This is a genomic window from Lactiplantibacillus argentoratensis (assembly GCF_037290055.1).
Classification (GTDB): domain Bacteria; phylum Bacillota; class Bacilli; order Lactobacillales; family Lactobacillaceae; genus Lactiplantibacillus; species Lactiplantibacillus plantarum.
Genome location: NZ_CP147647.1, coordinates 2,766,924 through 2,787,053, shown reverse-complemented (window position 1 = coordinate 2,787,053; position 20,130 = coordinate 2,766,924). Strand labels below are relative to the sequence as shown.

The following is a 20,130-nucleotide window of genomic DNA, read 5'->3' as shown; positions in this document are numbered from 1 at the left end:
GTCCTCCTCAATGTGCAACTTGAATTAAATTCAGTATACGGTTTTCGCAAGAATATGTAAACGGTTACGAGAACGGACTAGTTCGATTTTAAGGCAAAAAAATAGAACCCAAGGCTTCTCTACTTGAGTTCTACTTATGAGGAATAATCCTGATTAGCGATGAAAAATTGTTCAGTGTTAATATGATACACCTTCATGCTATTCAATTTTACGCGTGTCCAACTTCTAACGGACTAACCCGTATTTATTGTAACTATCTGCTATAGTCGATCTAAAGTAAGTTTGTTACTTGATTGCGACTCGTTAGACGGGTTTTAACGAAAGTCAAACTCGCGTTTAAAACTTGGGAATGTCTTCGTAACAGACATGCACCTCCGTTTAAACTTTGTAATACCTGAGTCTACAAATGGAACTGGTAATGTGGAACTAACAACTGGTCATCGGAGACACCTGTTTCCAACTAAAACTTAGTTAAAACCTGTTCGTCATTCTAATGCCAATTAATTCTTTGCGGTTATCGTTTATCTAAGGGTCAACGTTCAGTCATCCAACGTAATCTCACGACACTCGCTAGACCGATAACGCTTCACGGCGCTTAAAACGGTTTCGATAACGACCCAAACTGTGATACAAGCTGCCTAACATTACAGCGACAGCCAAACTCTTTTGAGAAGCTTTGCTAATCGAGGATTAATTCCTTTCCTCACTTAGTATAATAGCATAAACGGTAAGCGCTTACAACAAAAACAACCGCAAATTTGCAATGAAAATTAACATCAGCCTTAAACGTTGATATACCGGGGATTCTTACCGATGTTTTTTTAAGGATAGTCGTATGATTTGTGGATTCTCCGACTGTTTGAAAAGTCGACTAATTAGGACTAATAATTGATTGAATATGGGCGGACATACGGTACAATAGAAGTAGGAAAGAAAGCGCTTTATGCACTAAGCGGCGCGCATTCAAACGTAGTTGCGACTGTGTGACGAGATGATTGCGCGATTAATCAGTGAATTCAAGCTGGTATGGAAGGACGAGATACGATGACAACAACGTTTAAAGACCGGGCCTTCGAGGCGCTAGGACATGTCATTGACCCTGAATTAGGAATTGATCTAGTTAACTTGGGGTTGATCTATGATGCACAATTGACGGCGGAGGGGACCGCTGAAATTACCATGACGTTGACCATTGCGGGCTGTCCTTTGACCGAATGGTTGGCTAAGGATATTCACGATGAGCTAATCAAATTACCAGAAGTTAAGAATATCGAGATTGAAATCGTGTGGGAACCTGCTTGGAATGAGAGCATGATGTCCCGTGAAGCGCGGATGGAACTAGGGATTCATAGTTAGTGGCCGACCTGTTAGCAGCCAGTTCAAGGGTTGGCTGCCATTGGATAGGGCATGATTAAGGAAAGACGTTGCTGGTTTAGACTTACGACGTCTTTTTTGCGTACCACCGTACTAACTTCCGGCCAGCAAAAAAACACCAGTGACACAACCATCCGTAGATGATCGTATCGCTGGTGTTTTCGTCATGCTAGAAATGCCGATTTAAAGTTTTGGCAATGGCATCCATGTCTTGTACCCGTTGTAATCAGCAGTGTGCAGTAGCTTTTCAGCATTTGCCACCCGATCTTGGGTTGGAGACTCGATTCCTTCAAGCCGGTACTTAATCTTCATTTCATGATATTTCTTAACGCCTAGAGTATGGTACGGCAATACTTCGACCTTTTGAACGACGTCGTTTGGAATCTTAGCAATGTAATCGCCGAGTTTCTTCAAGTCTTCATCGTAATCAGTCCGTTGGGGAACCAGGACGTGACGAATCCACATATCATCGTGGTGTTGGGCCATGTACTGAATCATATCCAAGATATTTTCGTTCCCATACTGGGTCAACTGCTTGTGTTTGGCAGAATCGATGTGCTTAATGTCGACCAACGAAATGTCCGTGACCTTCATTAGACGTTCGAACTTGTCAAAGAAAGGTTGTTCTCGGGTAAAAGGCTGTCCAGAGGTATCCAGACAAGTACTGATATTCATCGCCTTGGCTTTTTCGAACAAGTCTAAGATGAAGTCGATTTGTACCAGTGATTCACCACCACTGACTGTGATGCCACCCGTCTTGCCCCAGAAAGCCCGGTATTTAGCCGCGTCTTCTAGAATCTCGTCGGCCGTCATTTGATCGCCAACGTTGAGTTTCCAAGTATCAGGGTTGTGACAGTATTGGCAACGCATGTGGCATCCTTGGAGGAACGCCACGTAACGGATACCTGGTCCGTCAACGGAGCCAAACGTTTCGATGGAGTGAACGTAGCCTATCAAAGGCTCCTTTGCCGCCGCTTGCGTTGTTGAAACTTGTTTGTTTTCCATGAGCCTTTCGCCTTCTTAACTATTAAAGATTAAATGTTACATTGATTCGAAGAATGTCCGTGAAATAACGTCATCTTGTTGTTCCTTGGTCAAATCTGCGAAGTAGACACAGTAGCCAGAAACCCGAACCGTTAATGTTGGGTATTCTTCAGGGTGCTTCTGAGCGTCAATCAGAGTGTCTTTATTGAAGACGTTGATGTTCAAGTGCATCCCATCATTCTTCATGTAACCGTCTAACATGTTTACTAACGTGTCTTTCCGTGATTCGAGGTCATGGCCTAACGTGTTAGGGGTAACGCCGAACGTGTTGGAAATCCCGTCAGTTGCGTAACGGTATGGTAATTTGGCAGTTGAAAGAAGTGAAGCTAACGCACCGCTCTTTTCAGCGCCGTATGCTGGGTTAGCACCTGGTGAGAATGGTTCGCCTTTTTGACGGCCATTTGGTGTGGTACCAGTGTTCTTACCGTAAACAACGTTGGAGGTGATCGTCAAAACAGAAGTTGAAAGTTTGGCATTCCGATAGAGGTGATGCGTGTTCATCTTGCTGTATAATTCTTTGACTAACCATTTAGCAATGTCATCAGCTCGATCGTCATTGTTCCCATAACGTGGGTAGTCATTGTCGGCTTTGAAGTCAACGGCGATACCACGTTCGTCACGAATTACTTTAACGTGACCATACTTGATAGCTGAGATTGAATCCGCGGCATGTGATAAGCCAGAAATCCCAGTTGCAAAGGTCCGATCAAGATCAGTATTCTTCAAAGCTAATTGGGCAGCTTCATAGTAGTACTTATCATGCATATAATGAATTGCATTCAGTGAGTTAACGTAAGTGTCAGCTAACCAATCCATTTGCTTGTCTAATTTCTTCATGAATTCGTCGTAATCGATGTATTCTGAAGTAATTGGTTCGTAAGCAGGGCCAACTTGATCGCCAGCAATTTCGTCGCGGCCACCATTGATGGCATAAAGAATCGCTTTGGCTAAGTTTGCCCGGGCACCGAAGTACTGGATCCCATCAGCAATTGGTTGTGCGGAAACACAGCAAGCAATACCATAATAATCGGTACCCCATTGTACCCGCATCAAGTCATCATTTTCATACTGAATGGTTGAACTGTCGATTGAAACTTCAGTTGCGTAACGTTTGAAGTCTTCTGGTAAGCGGTCTGACCATAAAATCGTGATGTTTGGTTCTGGTGCGGCGCCCATGTTGTCCAAAGTCTTTAAGATCCGGAAAGCGGTCTTAGTCACATGGTGTTGACCGTCGACGCCTAAACCACACATTGATAAGGTTGCCCAGATTGGGTCACCAGAGAAGAGGGAATTGTATTCTTCAGTACGAATGAACCGAACCATCCGTAGTTTCATGACGAATTGATCAATTAATTCTTGAGCTTGGCTTTCGTCCAGAACACCATTGTCCAAGTCACGTTGGATGAAGATGTCCATCGTTGTATCAATCCGGCCAACGGACATTGCAGCGCCGTTTTGGGTCTTGATAGCAGCTAAGTAAGCGAAGTACATCCATTGAATAGCTTCTTGAGCATTAGTTGCAGGCTTGCTAATATCGTAGCCATAACTGGCAGCCATCTTCTTCATATCTGCTAAAGCACGGTATTGATCTTGAACTTCTTCACGGAGGCGAATAACATCATCAGTCAATTCACCATCACCAATGTGGGCAAAGTCATTAGCTTTGTCTTCCATTAAACGATCAATCCCATAAACAGCGACCCGTGGAAGATCAGGAATGAGACGGCCACGTGCGTATGCATCTGGTAGTCCGGTGATGATCTTGTAGTGACGTGCTTTCCGCATGTCAGGAGTATAAACATCGAAGACGCCTTGGTTATGAGTCTTGCGATATTCAGTGAAAATCTTGTCGTTTTCTTCATCAGGGGTATAACCGTATGATTTCAAAGCGTCATCAGCCATTCGAATACCACCAAATGGCATGAAGGCCCGCTTCAAAGGCTTGTCAGTCTGGAGACCAACAATCTTTTCGAGATCTTTTTGAATATAACCAGGGCCGTGTGAAGTAATCGTTGCAACGACTTTAGTATCAGCGTCCAACACACCACCAGCGGCACGTTCTTGTTTCTTTAATTCTAAGACTTTGTCATTCAAGGTCTTAGTAGCGGCAGTTGGTCCGGCCAGGAAGCTTTCGTCGCCATTGTATTGTGTGAAGTTATTTTGAATAAAATCACGAATGTTGATTTCTTCCTGCCAGTGCCCGCCTTTGAAACCTTTCCAAGCTGCTGGTTTTGTTGTCTTTTCTGATGTAATCATTTTCTCGCCTCCATAATTTGAATCCAATCAAATGATTGATAAAATTCTATATTTGAATCATAACATTTTTTAGCGAATTTGTAACCGCTTTCAGGTGATTTATTTCACGTTTGGGTTATTTTTTTGCAATCTATTATTGAAAAGTTGACTATTAACGTTGATATAACAGTACTTACATAGCTAGATAGGCATTGGTAATTCACTTAATTATATTTAGAAAACGGCTAAAAACAAGACTCGTTTTGATATATAAGTGGAATATTGTCCATAATGTAACAAGTGTTTAACTAGTTAATTAATAAAAAGTGCAACGAGGTGTGGAGGGTGTTAAAAGCGTTTGCCGTTGATTTTATGAGGAAGTTCGTTATCATAAAGAAGATAAGCAGAAACTAGTGAATGTAGTGAAAGGTGGGCGTAATGCGGATGCTCGAAAAAATTGAACAATATATTGACAGTTGTATTGAAGCTGGCGACATTTATGGGGCGTCGTTTAGCTTGATCACCCCTAAAGGTATCAATCAATACTATCATGGTAAGCAGGGCCGCGATGAGTTTGCCGTGGGCTTAGATCCTGCGATGATTTATGACCTAGCATCGGTAACTAAGGTTGTAGGGACCACGACGAGGATTTTTCAGTTGTTATCGGACCACACGATTCATTTAACGGACTCGGTTGCCCGGTTTTTACCTGGGTTCACTCATCCTGAAATAACGATTAAAAACTTGTTACTTCATAATAGTGGGCTACCGGCAGATATTGATAACCTGGATAAGATGCAACGTGAAGATCTGATCAAAGCGGTTTATGATGCGCCACTCGTCACGGCACCAGGGACAACGTATGTCTATTCAGACCTGGGATTTATTTTATTGGGATGGATTATTCGTGCGGTTGACGGCTCGTTGGCTCGGAGTATTCAAGACCACGTTTGCTATCCACTAGCGATGACCAATACGGGTTATAACTTAAATCGTCCGAAGATTCGGTTTGTGCCGACGGAGTTTGATCCGCGGCGGGGTCAGATTCAAGGACAGGTGCATGATTATAAAGCCTTTTTGTTGAATGGTGAGAGTGGTCACGCAGGCTTGTTCTCAACGCTGACGGATTTATCCGTATTTATTGAAATGATGTTAAACTTTGGTGAATATCAAGGCAAACGGGTGCTGGATGAAAATGTCTTTGACTGGTTAGGCGAGTATGACGAAAATGGCCGGACGTTAGGTTGGGAACGACGTGCGGGACGACATCGATATTTCCATACTGGTTTTACTGGCCCGGCAGTTGCTTTTGATTTGGATCGTCAAATTGGGCTGGTTGTGTTAACAAATCGAGTTTATCCAACTAGTGACAATCAGGTCTGGAACCAAGATCGTAAGCGAGTATTCGATCTGTTTTTTGAATCCTGATGATGGCAGCTTCATTAATAGTTAGTAGTTAAATTAAATAAGCGTCGCAGCCACTTAAGGCTGCGACGCTTATTTAATTACGATTTCATGACAGCTAGACCGCTGAAGTGTTTGGCACTTGTGGGTGCTAAGCAAACGCTATTTTGCTTTTTGCTTCTATATATACGTTATTTTTGCAACCAGCGAAGTCCGGGAACATGACGTGCAATTTTATAACCAGCGGCACCGATAATGACACCAGCCCAATTTGTGATGACATCATCGATATCAACCCAACGTTTGAGGTTAACCAACCAGTCAAGGATGAATTGTCCCAGCTCGAGTGTTAGCCCCGTAAGAAATCCCAACCAAATAAAACGACGCCAAGGCAAGTCGGGAAAATTCCATGCCAGTAAACCGCCCAATGGAACAGTGAGGAGAACGTTGAGCCAAAATTCAATGTCAAGTTGTTGGAAAGGAATCACGTTCAGCTTAACGGGTCCCCATTGAATATATTGAATAACGAGTTGGGTACCAAAATTGTAACTGGTAGGTGTATAGCAAAAAGCAGTTAAGACCCAGAGAAAGGCAATTAAACTGAGTTGCTTAAAACGCTGGATATTTGTGCGCGCTGATCGCGTACAAGCGTATAGTAGAACAATAAACATTAATGAAATCAAAAAGAATGGTAGCCAAGCTAGCATAATTTAGTCGCTCCTTTAATTAAATAGTATAGAGAAAGAAAGCTGGTTTGACTATTAATAAAAAGAAATTCAGAAAAAGTGTTGACACTTTTTACTTCAATTGGTATATTAGTAAACGTTGCTGCTACGGCAGATGCATCTCACCACCAAATAATTATTGAAATTAGTTGTTGACAATTTCTTCAGTAATTGGTAAGATAGTTTCTGTTGTCGCAACGGCAACTACGACAAATTAATCAAGTTACTTCTTAAAAAAAGTTGTTGACAAGATATTGATTAAGATGTTATAATGATTAAGTTGTGTTAAGCGATTAGCACACGGAATTAGATCTTTGAAAACTGAACAAAGTTTCGACGAATCAAATGTGTAGGGTCTCTTGATTTTGAATCAAGAGCAAAACATTTGCGAAGTCAATTCGCTAGCAAATAAATTTTAGTACAACATTAAATGAGCTTTTTAGAACTCATCATTAATTTGAGAGTTTGATCCTGGCTCAGGACGAACGCTGGCGGCGTGCCTAATACATGCAAGTCGAACGAACTCTGGTATTGATTGGTGCTTGCATCATGATTTACATTTGAGTGAGTGGCGAACTGGTGAGTAACACGTGGGAAACCTGCCCAGAAGCGGGGGATAACACCTGGAAACAGATGCTAATACCGCATAACAACTTGGACCGCATGGTCCGAGCTTGAAAGATGGCTTCGGCTATCACTTTTGGATGGTCCCGCGGCGTATTAGCTAGATGGTGGGGTAACGGCTCACCATGGCAATGATACGTAGCCGACCTGAGAGGGTAATCGGCCACATTGGGACTGAGACACGGCCCAAACTCCTACGGGAGGCAGCAGTAGGGAATCTTCCACAATGGACGAAAGTCTGATGGAGCAACGCCGCGTGAGTGAAGAAGGGTTTCGGCTCGTAAAACTCTGTTGTTAAAGAAGAACATATCTGAGAGTAACTGTTCAGGTATTGACGGTATTTAACCAGAAAGCCACGGCTAACTACGTGCCAGCAGCCGCGGTAATACGTAGGTGGCAAGCGTTGTCCGGATTTATTGGGCGTAAAGCGAGCGCAGGCGGTTTTTTAAGTCTGATGTGAAAGCCTTCGGCTCAACCGAAGAAGTGCATCGGAAACTGGGAAACTTGAGTGCAGAAGAGGACAGTGGAACTCCATGTGTAGCGGTGAAATGCGTAGATATATGGAAGAACACCAGTGGCGAAGGCGGCTGTCTGGTCTGTAACTGACGCTGAGGCTCGAAAGTATGGGTAGCAAACAGGATTAGATACCCTGGTAGTCCATACCGTAAACGATGAATGCTAAGTGTTGGAGGGTTTCCGCCCTTCAGTGCTGCAGCTAACGCATTAAGCATTCCGCCTGGGGAGTACGGCCGCAAGGCTGAAACTCAAAGGAATTGACGGGGGCCCGCACAAGCGGTGGAGCATGTGGTTTAATTCGAAGCTACGCGAAGAACCTTACCAGGTCTTGACATACTATGCAAATCTAAGAGATTAGACGTTCCCTTCGGGGACATGGATACAGGTGGTGCATGGTTGTCGTCAGCTCGTGTCGTGAGATGTTGGGTTAAGTCCCGCAACGAGCGCAACCCTTATTATCAGTTGCCAGCATTAAGTTGGGCACTCTGGTGAGACTGCCGGTGACAAACCGGAGGAAGGTGGGGATGACGTCAAATCATCATGCCCCTTATGACCTGGGCTACACACGTGCTACAATGGATGGTACAACGAGTTGCGAACTCGCGAGAGTAAGCTAATCTCTTAAAGCCATTCTCAGTTCGGATTGTAGGCTGCAACTCGCCTACATGAAGTCGGAATCGCTAGTAATCGCGGATCAGCATGCCGCGGTGAATACGTTCCCGGGCCTTGTACACACCGCCCGTCACACCATGAGAGTTTGTAACACCCAAAGTCGGTGGGGTAACCTTTTAGGAACCAGCCGCCTAAGGTGGGACAGATGATTAGGGTGAAGTCGTAACAAGGTAGCCGTAGGAGAACCTGCGGCTGGATCACCTCCTTTCTAAGGAATATTACGGAAACCTACACACGCGTCGAAACTTTGTTTAGTTTTGAGAGATTTAACTCTCAAAACTTGTTCTTTGAAAACTAGATAATATCAAATATATTTTTTCATAATGAAACCGAGAACACCGCGTTTTTTGAGTTTTTTATTGAAGTTTAATTATCGCTAAACTCATTAATCGCATTTACCGTTAGGTAAATGAGGTTAAGTTAACAAGGGCGCATGGTGAATGCCTTGGCACTAGGAGCCGATGAAGGACGGGACTAACACCGATATGCTTCGGGGAGCTGTACGTAAGCTATGATCCGGAGATTTCCGAATGGGGCAACCCAGCAGTTTTAATCAACTGTTACCACTAGATGAATTCATAGTCTAGTTGGAGGTAAACGCTGTGAACTGAAACATCTCATTAGCAGCAGGAATATAAAGAAATTTCGATTCCCTAAGTAGCGGCGAGCGAACGGGGAACAGCCCAAACCAAAGTGCTTGCACTTTGGGGTTGTAGGACTGAACATTTGAGTTACCAAAGAACTTGATAGTCGAAGGATTTGGGAAAATCCGCCATAGATGGTGATAGCCCAGTAGATTAAATCAAATTCTCTCAGTTCAGGATCCTGAGTACGGCGGAACACGTGAAATTCCGTCGGAATCCGGGAGGACCATCTCCCAAGGCTAAATACTACCTAGTGACCGATAGTGAACCAGTACCGTGAGGGAAAGGTGAAAAGCACCCCGGGAGGGGAGTGAAATAGTTCCTGAAACCATGTGCCTACAATAAGTCAGAGCGCGTTAATGCGTGATGGCGTGCCTTTTGTAGAATGAACCGGCGAGTTATGATCCCGTGCAAGGTTAAGACTAAAAAGTCGGAGCCGTAGCGAAAGCGAGTCTGAAATGGGCGATTTTAGTACGAGGTTATAGACCCGAAACCAGGTGACCTATCCATGTCCAGGTTGAAGGTGCGGTAAAACGCACTGGAGGACCGAACCCGTGTAAGTTGAAAATTGCTGGGATGAGGTGTGGATAGCGGTGAAATTCCAAACGAACTTGGAGATAGCTGGTTCTCTCCGAAATAGCTTTAGGGCTAGCCTCGGAATTAGGATCATGGAGGTAGAGCACTATTTGGACTAGGGGCCCGTCTTGGGTTACTGAATTCAGATAAACTCCGAATGCCATTGATTCATATCCGGGAGTCAGACGATGAGTGATAAGATCCACCGTCGAAAGGGGAACAGCCCAGACCATCAGTTAAGGTCCCTAAATGTATGCTAAGTGGAAAAGGATGTGGAGTTGCATAGACAACTAGGATGTTGGCTCAGAAGCAGCCACCATTTAAAGAGTGCGTAATAGCTCACTAGTCGAGTGATCCTGCGCCGAAAATGTACCGGGGCTAAGCATACTACCGAAACCATGGATGCGACCATTAGGTCGCGTGATAGGAGAGCGTTCTAAGGGCGGTGAAGCAAGATCGTGAGGACTTGTGGAGCGCTTAGAAGTGAGAATGCCGGTATGAGTAGCGAAAGATAGGTGAGAATCCTATCCACCGAATGACTAAGGTTTCCTGGGGAAGGCTCGTCCTCCCAGGGTTAGTCGGGACCTAAGTCGAGGCCGAGAGGCGTAGACGATGGATAACAGGTTGAGATTCCTGTACTAGTTAAGTGCGTTTGAGCAATGGAGGGACGCAGGAGGCTAAGATGTGCATTCTGTTGGATTAGAATGTCCAAGCAGTAAGTCTTGTGAAGAGTCAAATGCTTTTCACTTTAAGGACAAGCTGTGATGGGGAGCGAAATTTAGTAGCGAAGCGTCTGATGTCACACTGCCGAGAAAAGCTTCTAGTGAGTACTTAACTACCCGTACCGCAAACCGACACAGGTAGTCGAGGAGAGAATCCTAAGGTGAGCGAGTGAACTCTCGTTAAGGAACTCGGCAAAATGACCCCGTAACTTCGGGAGAAGGGGTGCTGATCGCAAGATCAGCCGCAGTGAATAGGCCCAGGCGACTGTTTATCAAAAACACAGGTCTCTGCAAAATCGTAAGATGACGTATAGGGGCTGACGCCTGCCCGGTGCTGGAAGGTTAAAAGGATGGGTTAGCTTCGGCGAAGCTCAGAATTGAAGCCCCAGTAAACGGCGGCCGTAACTATAACGGTCCTAAGGTAGCGAAATTCCTTGTCGGGTAAGTTCCGACCCGCACGAAAGGCGTAACGATCTGGGCACTGTCTCAACGAGAGACTCGGTGAAATTATATTGTCCGTGAAGATGCGGACTACCCGCGACAGGACGGAAAGACCCCATGGAGCTTTACTGTAGCTTGATATTGAGTGTTTGTACAGCTTGTACAGGATAGGTAGGAGCCATAGAAACCGGAACGCTAGTTTCGGTGGAGGCGTTGGTGGGATACTACCCTCGCTGTATGACCACTCTAACCCGCACCACTAATCGTGGTGGGAGACAGTGTCAGGTGGGCAGTTTGACTGGGGCGGTCGCCTCCTAAAAAGTAACGGAGGCGCCCAAAGGTTCCCTCAGAATGGTTGGAAATCATTCGCAGAGTGTAAAGGCACAAGGGAGCTTGACTGCGAGACAGACAGGTCGAGCAGGGACGAAAGTCGGGCTTAGTGATCCGGTGGTACCGTATGGAAGGGCCATCGCTCAACGGATAAAAGCTACCCTGGGGATAACAGGCTTATCTCCCCCAAGAGTCCACATCGACGGGGAGGTTTGGCACCTCGATGTCGGCTCATCGCATCCTGGGGCTGTAGTCGGTCCCAAGGGTTGGGCTGTTCGCCCATTAAAGCGGTACGCGAGCTGGGTTCAGAACGTCGTGAGACAGTTCGGTCCCTATCCGTCGCGGGCGTAGGAAATTTGAGAGGACCTGTCCTTAGTACGAGAGGACCGGGATGGACATACCTCTGGTGTACCAGTTGTGCCGCCAGGCGCATCGCTGGGTAGCTACGTATGGATGTGATAAACGCTGAAAGCATCTAAGTGTGAAACACACCTCGAGATGAGATTTCCCATTCCTTTATGGAAGTAAGACCCCTGAAAGATGATCAGGTAGATAGGTTAGAAGTGGCAGTGCGGTGACGCATGAAGCGGACTAATACTAATCGGTCGAGGACTTAACCAAGTAATTGGTGTTCCGGTTCATATGAAGATAGTTGATATTGTCTAGTTTTGAGAGCACAAGTTTCTCAATAGTGTGGTGACGATGGCGAGAAGGATACACCTGTTCCCATGTCGAACACAGAAGTTAAGCTTCTTAGCGCCGAGAGTAGTTGGGGGATCGCTCCCTGCGAGGGTAGGACGTTGCCATGCAACCTAAGGAATCGTTAATTCGATTCCTTTTTTTGTTGCCAAAAATTAGCCTACTGGGCGAACTAAGACTAAATTTTGAAATTCAAACGGCGGGTCGGATTATTAGGAATCCCGGTACTCATCAGCGCATTTGGAATTCAACCCATACTATTAATCACCGGCACGATCTACTTATTGGGGGTAGCTGGCAGTGATGGGGGAGCTGTCAAAACGAGAGACAGTAGCGTTCGGATTTTGAGAGTCAGGCGTAAATGGCGTACGTTTGGTTGGTTAGAAAAATCGATGCTAGTTTCAAGCGATAAAGTGATTCAGCTCAGTCTAAGGTACTAGGTATTGGTTTACGAACTTGGCCATTACTAACCGCTAATACGGGCTCGTGGGCCTAATGTCATTTAATTTGGACAGTATCCGTCATAACCATGTAAAAATCATGTAAATTCGGGAGCAATAATTGTTATTCTAGCAGTTACGTGCTATGTTATTATCATATTTTATGAAGTGGAGTGATAGTTATGGCTCAGATTTCTGTGGGGGATCGGGTTAAATGTCAAAAGAACGGCAATACCGATTATGATTTTTATGCTAAAGTTGAAAAAATTTACGAGAACTCCGCCTTCGTCACAATTACTCATTATGATTTGCGTGATGATATTAATGTGGCAGAACTTCAATATCGGGCAGTGATCGCCTTAAAGAAGATGAAACCCGCTAAACCGACTGCTGGTGAAGCGAAGCAGCTACAGGCAGTTAGTGCGGCCATGTTAGCTGAATAAATTAAGAATATCGATGCAACATGTAGGTAATGGGTTGTTCAAGAATTTGATTCTTGAACAACCCATTTTTAGTTTGGCTGCAAAGCTTTTCGGTGTGATGGAGTGCCCTGGTTGGGACTGATTTTATGATGATTAGAGGCCAACTGACTTAATGAATCTGTCCGTTAGAGCTTTAACAGATTGGATATTTAACAATCATTCACGCGGGTGTTGTTACAAGCTAATTGTGCACGTCTCTTTATTCGGTGTAGCAAACTTTTTTGTTGGCAATCTGACTTTTAGCCTGTACATCATTGGTTTCAATGGTACAATGGATATTAGTAGTTGATAACTGTTCTAAAGTAAGGAGGAGTTTTGAATGCAGACAGCTAATCAAAATGTAACGTTGACGGGGCGTCGACGCTTCTGGTTCATTTTTACGCTGTTGCTTGGGACTTGGACCATGTCGATCAGTCAGTCTTCCTTGTCGACGGTCTACCCAACATTTATGCGCGACTTTGGCATCTCGGCCTCAACCGTGCAATGGTTAACGACCGGCTTTATGTTGACAATGGTCGTCATGATGCCAATCAGTCCGTGGTTGTTGAATAATATTGGGTTTAAGAAATTATTCTTAGCCGTTTTGGTGCTTTTCGATATTGGTTCAATCATTATTTATTTCGCACCCAGTTTTGGTGTGATGATGGTCGGTCGCCTAATTAAAGCGGCGGCAGTTGGCGTGCTGTTTCCCTCGTATCAATCCATTTTACTGACGATTACGCCCGAGGAAAAACGGGGTAGTACGATGGGTGTCGCCGGGTTGGTCATGGGATCAGCATTAGCATCTGGCCCGATTATTTCCGGTGTGGTTTTGAAGTTTACCGATTGGCACGGATTGTTTGCCGTCTTCATCACGGTGGCAACTTTGTTGATCCTAATTAGTTTCACAACGATCAAGGACGTGATGGTCAATAAGCCTTCAAAGCTGGATTTGCTCTCAATCGTGACGTTACTGGGCTTTGCTGGGATTTTATACGTCGTGAATGAGATTGGTAAACCCAATGTGAACTGGACGTTCGGTTGGCTGTTATTAGCGGTTTCAGTACTAGCGGTGGCTTACTTTACTTATCGCCAATTTCACTTGGAGACGCCGTTATTGGAACTACGGGTCTTAAAAACATTTAATTATGACTTAGCCATTTTCCTAACAGCAATCTCGTACGTGGCGCTGATTGTCGTAACAATCATCTTCCCACTCTATTACCAGGGTGTCTTGAAGGTGTCGCCATTCGTTTCAGGCATGTCACTGGTGCCTGGTGCGGTGCTTCTAAGTATTTTGAACCCACTTACTGGGAAACTAGCAGAGAAGATTGGATACAAACAAATCATGTTACTTGGTATGAGTATGATCGTTGTTGGTTGGCTGATCTTAGCACTGATCAATTCAGAGTTGAACCTGCTCACCATGATTTTGCTGGCTGCCTTAATTGAAGGCGGGAATGCCTTTGTCATGATGCCCGCCGTCACATTGGGGGCTAATTCATTACCCGATGAACTGATCTCACACGGGACCGCTGTGATTACGACGGTTCGTCAAATTCTCGGTTCAGCAGGTGTGGCCGTGGCGACCTTGGTCTTATCCAACGTGACGCTTGCTCAGAAACAAGCGGGAGCCTCAACGTTGCGTGCGAACTTGCAAGGGTACCATACGGTCTTCTGGATGATGCTCGGGATTGAATTGGTTGGCCTCGTGCTGGCCTTACTTTTGCGTGATGGGCGCAAGCAGCCGCATTAATAATCACGGTGACTGACTACCAGGCGAGAATGACTGAAGTTAAGTGGGATATGCTTTGAACACCACTAATTAGACATTAGTGCCTGCACAATCGGTCGGTTAGTCGTAATTAGGCCAAAAGGGCCGCCATTCTTGTAATCAAGAATGGCGGCCATTTTTTCGTGGCACGACTGTGATCGTACTGAATCACAGGACTTGGCCCAACTAACCGGGGCGCTTCTACTTGGCTGTTGCTTTTTGAATCTTTGCCAATTGACGATATTGACTGAGCATCCAGCTTTGATACGTCTGGTTGGCCGGTAACGTTTCGGTGACCTTCAGTACCGGCACACCGTATTTCCTGGCGAGTTTGACCATGTTCGTGACCAAGTTACTATCGGTCTGAGTGTTTTCAACGAAAAAGGCAATCCGGTGGTGCTTGATGTCTTGTTGCATTTGCTGGATATCCTTAGGTGATGGGTCGGAACCTTCTTCAATTGCATGTGCGAAATGCGTATTGCTGATTCGGTAGCCGATTGCCTTCAATGAGTAGTCAAAGACCGGCTCACTGACAGCGACACGCTGATTATTTGCATGCTGTTTCAATTGTTTGATCATAGTGGTTATAGTCTTAGCGTTGGTCTGATACTTTTGGGCCTGCTGTTCAAAATAATGCTTGTGCTGCGGCTGAATTTTGCTGAGTTCTGTTGCGATTTTAGTTGCCAATTTGGGCATCGTTGTGGGATCGTACCAGACGTGTTCGTTGGCCCCGTCAGTTTTATGAGCCACGTCGGTTCCCACTGTGATTACCCGGGCGCCTTTGGCCTTGTTGACAGTAAGCTTTTCCATCCAGTCATCGTAGCCGAGGCCGTTGTAAATGATTAATTGGGCGCTACTAGCCTGTTTAGCCGTGTTGACGGTCGGCTCGTAGTCGTGGGGGTCAACGCTCGGTCGATCAATAATCGAGGTCACTTGACCATACTTTCCTGCCACCGCCTTAGCTGTTTGACCATAAAAGTCGAGACTAGCCATGATATTAATTTTGTCGTTAGTCGTTTTACTGGGGGTGCTCGAACTTTGACAGCCTGCTAATAGGCCGCTGAGTCCCAGTATTATTGCCAAATAAAGCCATATCCGTCGGTTGACCATGTATTGTAACCCCATTCTTTTTAAATCGTAACCATTACTGTTAACTTTACCGAAAGAAACGGTCGTCGTCAAGTCTTTAAGATAAGGTTTAGACTAGGTGAAAACACTGCACTGACTGACGAAAGCTGGTAAAATAGGCGTACCTGAAAAGCGGAAGGCGGGGCACGCAGATGATATTTACGATTGTGATTTTAATTTTACTAGCAAGCGCAATTTTTCGCGGGTTTCACCGCGGATTTGTGATTGAAATGTTGCATCTGATTGGGACGGTCGTCGTCCTATTGTTTGCACGACTACTCTATCAGCCGTTAGGGACAATGATTAGTAATCTATTGACGAATTTACATTTAATTGAAGCTTCAGTGGCGGCAACGTTGATCATTAACCTGGTCGCTTTCTTCGTGTTAATTTCGTTAGGGTGGTCCGTGATTCGGTTGTTAGGCCGTGTTTCACGTAGCATTACGTGGCTACCAGTTATTAAGCAAGTGAACAGTGTTGCGGGTGGAATCGTGTCATTTGTCGTGATGTATCTGGTTATTTTTGTCGCGTTGTCGTTGGCGAACATCGTCAATACGAGCTTTATTCAGACGCAAATGACGCAGTCACCGCTCGCCACCTATATTGTGAAGCAGACACCTGGTCTAACTAGCCATTACCTCAGTAATTTGATTAATTTTAATGATGGGACGACTACGGATTCCTAGAGTTCATGGTGGGGGTACGACTGCTTTAAACTAAGACAAAGGCGTTACTGGTTTTTTGACCAGCAACGTCTTTTTTGATGAACCGGTTTGTTAGCAACGCACTTTTTTCGGTTCCCGAACGATTGCTAGTTTTTATGGGGTTATTTGGCTGATTACTATCATATTGAGCGTCCTTCATGCTATGATTATAAGTAAAAATGAGCAAGAAAGAGGCTGGGATACTTATGGGCATGATTCGAATTAATAATTTACGCTTTCACACGTTTAACGGGGTACTTCCAGAAGAACGGCGTAATGGTCAACAACTAGGGCTAGATATTGCCATTAAATATCCTATCGAAACCAAGGTTCAACACGATGACGTTCACGAGACCATCAATTACGCGGCGGTCCGTAACGTGGTCGATGAATTTGTAACGACCCATTCATACAAGTTGATTGAATCGCTAGCTAACCACTTATTGCAGACGTTATTGACAAGTTTTCCCGCGGCGGATGCAATCAATATTAAAATTCGTAAATATAGCGTACCAATGCCTGGAATCTTTGATGATGTGGAAATTGAGGTGGAGGGGACGCCGAATGGCAAGTAGGGAAGAACGGGTTTATTTGAGTGTTGGTTCCAATATTCATCCGCGCGTCCAAAATATTCAGCAAGCCCTTAGCCGATTACGAGCCGTCAATGGGGTAACCGTGATTGACGAATCTCATTGGTATGAGACTCAACCGTGGGGAAAGCGTGATCAGGCCAATTTTTACAATGTTTCGGTATCCTTAACGACTAATTTGACACCAGAAGAACTATTGGATGAATTACATACAATTGAGCAGGCGGGCCACCGCCAACGCTTGGTTCACTGGGGACCACGTACGATTGATTTGGATATTATTTTTTGGGGCGACCGGCAAATCAACACAGCGACGCTGACGATTCCGCATGCGCAGGCAGCTAAGCGCAACTTTGTGTTGCTGCCAACCGCTGAAATCGCCAAAACTGATGTGCTAGTTGGACCACAAGTGGCCCAATTGATTGCGGCCAATCAGGATCAGAGTTGGATTAAAAAAGTAAGAAATGTGAGTGAGTTAGATGATTGATGAGAAGAACCAAGCAAAGATTGAGCATGCGGTACGAGAGATTTTAAGTGCAGTTGGTGAAGATCCTGACCGACCGGGATTAGTAGAAACCCCAGCACGGGTTGCACGAATGTATGCGGAGGTTTTCGCTACTAAGACCGCCGCACCATTTGATAATTATAAACTGTTCAAGGTTGAGAATCCGACTGAAATGGTATTACTTAAGGATATTCCATTCTATTCGATGTGTGAGCATCACCTTTTGCCGTTTTTCGGCACGGTTCAAGTTGCTTATGTGCCGCAGCATGAACAAGTGATTGGCTTGAGTAAGATTCCTCGCTTGATTGACTATTGCAGTCAACAGCCGAACGTTCAGGAGCGGTTGACAGTTTCCATTGCAACAGAATTACAACGAATTCTTGACCCGGCTGGGATTGCTGTTTCAATCACGGCGCGGCACATGTGCATGGAGATGCGGGGTGTTAGCAAACCGGGTGTGCATACGGAAAGTAGCTATTACAGTGGTCAATTCAAGACGGATTTAGACTTGAAACGAGAATTTTTACAGCGAATCGCAAAGTAGGTGATTGAGTGGATACAGGGACGATTGAACAACGTTATCAGGACTTATTAGCCCAACTAAATCAAGCCATGTTAGCCAATAATCATCAGCGTGTTCCGTTATTACGGCGAATCATGGCACATCTTGGACACCCTGACCATTATTACCATGTGATCCATATTGCTGGGACTAATGGCAAAGGCTCTACGGGAGCCATGTTAGCCAGTATCCTGCGGGCGCAAGGGTATCAAGTTGGCCGCTTCAGCAGCCCCGCGATTAATGATGCGCGTGAACAACTGCAATGCAATGGGACGTGGATCAGTCCAGCGGAATTTATCGATACGTATCGTGAAATTCTACCGGTTCTGCAAAATATGGGACTGACGGCTAGCGATGTCTCCATCTTTGAATGGTTCTTTCTCATCAGTGTCGTTTGGTTTCGGAATCAAAACGTGCAATGGGCGGTCATTGAAGCCGGTTTAGGCGGCTTGTATGATGCGACTAACGCCTTAGCCAGTCCCCAACTCACGGTATTTACTAAGATTGCCCTCGATCATACCGCCATTCTTGGGCCCACGATTACCGCGATTGCGCAAAATAAGTCAAAGATCATCAAGCCCCATACAACAGCAGTGACATTGGCTGACCAACACCCAGAAGCCCTGGCTGTTTTGCAGACCGAAGCGCTCAATCAAGGTGTTCGGCTAGTGACCGCTAAGCACGCGCAACTGACGGTGACTGGGCAAACACTCACGCAAACCGTCGTTGATGCGCACAGTCAGCTTTTTGATTGGACGCAATTAACGGTCGGACTGAGTGGCACCTATCAGCTACAAAATCTGCGGTTGGTTTTAACTGTGGTTGCAGTACTACAACAGCAACAAGTTAACTTGACGAACAGTGCGGTTCGCCGAGGCTTGCAACAAGTTTCCTTGCCAGGCCGGTTGACCGTGTTACAGGAGCAACCTGTCATTATTGCCGATGGGGCGCATAATCCGGATGGCATGGCAGCACTAGTGGCAAGTGTGAAGCAATTACTCGCTGGTCGTAAATTGATTTGGATCGTCGGGGTCTTACAAGATAAGGCCTACCCTAAAATGCTGGCTGAACTATTACCGGTAGCTGACGTCCTGATTACGAATACGCCCGCAAATCCAGAACGAGCGTTATCCGCGACTAAGCTGGCCGACACGGCGACCGCATTATTAACGCCCACCTTTATGACCACGGCTGCGATGCAACGACAGCCAGACTTATTGACTGCAACGACAATCACGGATGCGTTAACGCAAGCTCAGCAGCAAGCAACCAGTAATAGTGCGATTATTGTAACGGGGTCATTTTATGTCATTCGTGAGCTCCAACAGGCTGGTTGGCCGGGGTTAAGCCAATGACGACGACTTGGTTGATTGCATCCAACAACGCTGGTAAAAGCCGCGACTTGATCACGTGTTTGGCTTACTATGGCTTGACTGCTCGTCAGTACTTGACAGTGGCGCCGCGGCTCGAATTTCCCGTGGAAACGACGACGAGCTATGTCGATAACGCGGTTGCTAAAGCTCGTTTTGGGGCGCAACAGCTAGGGGTTCCGGTTATCGCAGATGATAGTGGCTTAGAGATTTCCGCGTTACCAGACTTGTTAGGTGTGACCACGGCGCGCGACTTAGGGGTAGCGGTCAGTGGCTTTGATCGCAATCAGGAAATTTTAACGGCCCTACGCGATATTCCTGACAACGAGCGGCAAGCGGTGATGCGCGCTACGTTAGCGGCTGCCTGGCCAGATGGGCGGACCTTGGCCGTACAAGCTTCGATCACCGGCTACATAGCGTCCTATCAATTTGGACGCTATTCTGGGGGATTTGACCGAATTTTCTGGCTACCGCGCTATGGTCGGACTTTGGCCGAATTACCAGCAACGTGGCGCATCCCGCTGACACACCGGGGACGGGCCGCCTTAAAATTAATCACAAAACTTTAAAAATTGGAAGGATCGGTGGAG

14 protein-coding genes and 3 rRNA genes are annotated in these 20,130 nt (G+C 45.6%); 13 read left to right on the top strand and 4 right to left on the bottom strand.

Annotated elements, in window-relative coordinates; all coding sequences use genetic code 11:
• Nucleotides 1-1,044 precede the first annotated feature (1,044 nt).
• The gene (locus V7R88_RS13335) at nucleotides 1,045-1,356 is read left to right on the top strand and encodes a metal-sulfur cluster assembly factor (protein WP_054395938.1); all 312 of its coding nucleotides are present in this window, start codon (nucleotides 1,045-1,047) and stop codon (nucleotides 1,354-1,356) included.
• Nucleotides 1,357-1,557: 201 nt separating this feature from the next.
• Here V7R88_RS13335 and pflA read toward each other — a convergent pair whose 3' ends face one another.
• Nucleotides 1,558-2,379: a pyruvate formate-lyase-activating protein gene (pflA, locus tag V7R88_RS13330; protein WP_003642837.1), complete on the bottom strand. Its 822-nt coding sequence runs from the start codon at nucleotides 2,377-2,379 to the stop codon at nucleotides 1,558-1,560.
• 36 nt (nucleotides 2,380-2,415) lie between these two features.
• Complete coding sequence (gene pflB, locus V7R88_RS13325; protein ID WP_003642836.1) at nucleotides 2,416-4,674, bottom strand: formate C-acetyltransferase; 2,259 nt, start codon at nucleotides 4,672-4,674, stop codon at nucleotides 2,416-2,418.
• 417 nt (nucleotides 4,675-5,091) lie between these two features.
• Here pflB and V7R88_RS13320 point away from each other — a divergent pair, with 417 nt between their 5' ends.
• The gene (locus V7R88_RS13320) at nucleotides 5,092-6,081 is read left to right on the top strand and encodes a serine hydrolase domain-containing protein (RefSeq protein WP_015826057.1); all 990 of its coding nucleotides are present in this window, start codon (nucleotides 5,092-5,094) and stop codon (nucleotides 6,079-6,081) included.
• A gap of 167 nt (nucleotides 6,082-6,248) precedes the next feature.
• Here V7R88_RS13320 and V7R88_RS13315 read toward each other — a convergent pair whose 3' ends face one another.
• Nucleotides 6,249-6,764, bottom strand: a complete 516-nt coding sequence (locus V7R88_RS13315; protein WP_024002413.1) for a VanZ family protein — start codon at nucleotides 6,762-6,764, stop codon at nucleotides 6,249-6,251.
• Between the two features lie 471 nt (nucleotides 6,765-7,235).
• On the opposite strand from V7R88_RS13315, the gene V7R88_RS13310 reads away from it, so the two are divergent.
• The 5 genes from V7R88_RS13310 (at nucleotide 7,236) to V7R88_RS13290 (ending at nucleotide 14,663) form a co-directional block, all read left to right on the top strand.
• Nucleotides 7,236-8,802: ribosomal RNA gene (locus tag V7R88_RS13310) — 16S ribosomal RNA — on the top strand.
• Between the two features lie 205 nt (nucleotides 8,803-9,007).
• Nucleotides 9,008-11,928 (top strand): 23S ribosomal RNA (locus V7R88_RS13305).
• A 71-nt stretch (nucleotides 11,929-11,999) separates the two neighbouring features.
• Nucleotides 12,000-12,116: ribosomal RNA gene (rrf, locus tag V7R88_RS13300) — 5S ribosomal RNA — on the top strand.
• Together the 16S, 23S and 5S rRNA genes form the textbook arrangement of a ribosomal RNA operon.
• Before the next feature lie 512 nt (nucleotides 12,117-12,628).
• Nucleotides 12,629-12,889: a DUF2187 domain-containing protein gene (locus tag V7R88_RS13295; protein ID WP_003645462.1), complete on the top strand. Its 261-nt coding sequence runs from the start codon at nucleotides 12,629-12,631 to the stop codon at nucleotides 12,887-12,889.
• A gap of 358 nt (nucleotides 12,890-13,247) precedes the next feature.
• A complete protein-coding gene (locus V7R88_RS13290; RefSeq protein ID WP_054396044.1) occupies nucleotides 13,248-14,663 on the top strand; it encodes an MFS transporter in 1,416 nt (471 codons plus the stop codon).
• 219 nt (nucleotides 14,664-14,882) lie between these two features.
• Here V7R88_RS13290 and V7R88_RS13285 read toward each other — a convergent pair whose 3' ends face one another.
• Nucleotides 14,883-15,791, bottom strand: coding sequence for a metal ABC transporter solute-binding protein, Zn/Mn family (locus V7R88_RS13285; protein ID WP_054396042.1), 909 nt, complete (start codon nucleotides 15,789-15,791; stop codon nucleotides 14,883-14,885).
• A gap of 170 nt (nucleotides 15,792-15,961) precedes the next feature.
• Between V7R88_RS13285 and V7R88_RS13280 the strand changes: the two genes are divergently transcribed.
• The 6 genes from V7R88_RS13280 (at nucleotide 15,962) to V7R88_RS13255 (ending at nucleotide 20,109) form a co-directional block, all read left to right on the top strand.
• Nucleotides 15,962-16,495 (top strand): CvpA family protein, encoded by a 534-nt coding sequence (locus tag V7R88_RS13280; RefSeq protein WP_054396039.1) that lies wholly within the window; start codon nucleotides 15,962-15,964, stop codon nucleotides 16,493-16,495.
• 224 nt (nucleotides 16,496-16,719) lie between these two features.
• Entirely contained in the window at nucleotides 16,720-17,088 is a 369-nt protein-coding gene (gene folB / locus V7R88_RS13275) for a dihydroneopterin aldolase (protein WP_003643485.1), read from the top strand.
• Nucleotides 17,078-17,590, top strand: a complete 513-nt coding sequence (gene folK / locus V7R88_RS13270) for a 2-amino-4-hydroxy-6-hydroxymethyldihydropteridine diphosphokinase (RefSeq protein WP_054396037.1) — start codon at nucleotides 17,078-17,080, stop codon at nucleotides 17,588-17,590. Before folB ends, folK begins: the two co-directional genes overlap by 11 nt.
• Entirely contained in the window at nucleotides 17,583-18,152 is a 570-nt protein-coding gene (folE, locus tag V7R88_RS13265) for a GTP cyclohydrolase I FolE (protein ID WP_021730709.1), read from the top strand. Before folK ends, folE begins: the two co-directional genes overlap by 8 nt.
• 8 nt (nucleotides 18,153-18,160) lie before the next feature.
• Complete coding sequence (locus tag V7R88_RS13260; protein WP_003642514.1) at nucleotides 18,161-19,525, top strand: bifunctional folylpolyglutamate synthase/dihydrofolate synthase; 1,365 nt, start codon at nucleotides 18,161-18,163, stop codon at nucleotides 19,523-19,525.
• Nucleotides 19,522-20,109, top strand: a complete 588-nt coding sequence (locus tag V7R88_RS13255) for a non-canonical purine NTP pyrophosphatase (RefSeq protein WP_054396035.1) — start codon at nucleotides 19,522-19,524, stop codon at nucleotides 20,107-20,109. The genes V7R88_RS13260 and V7R88_RS13255 overlap by 4 nt, the downstream gene beginning before the upstream one ends.
• Nucleotides 20,110-20,130 lie beyond the last annotated feature (21 nt).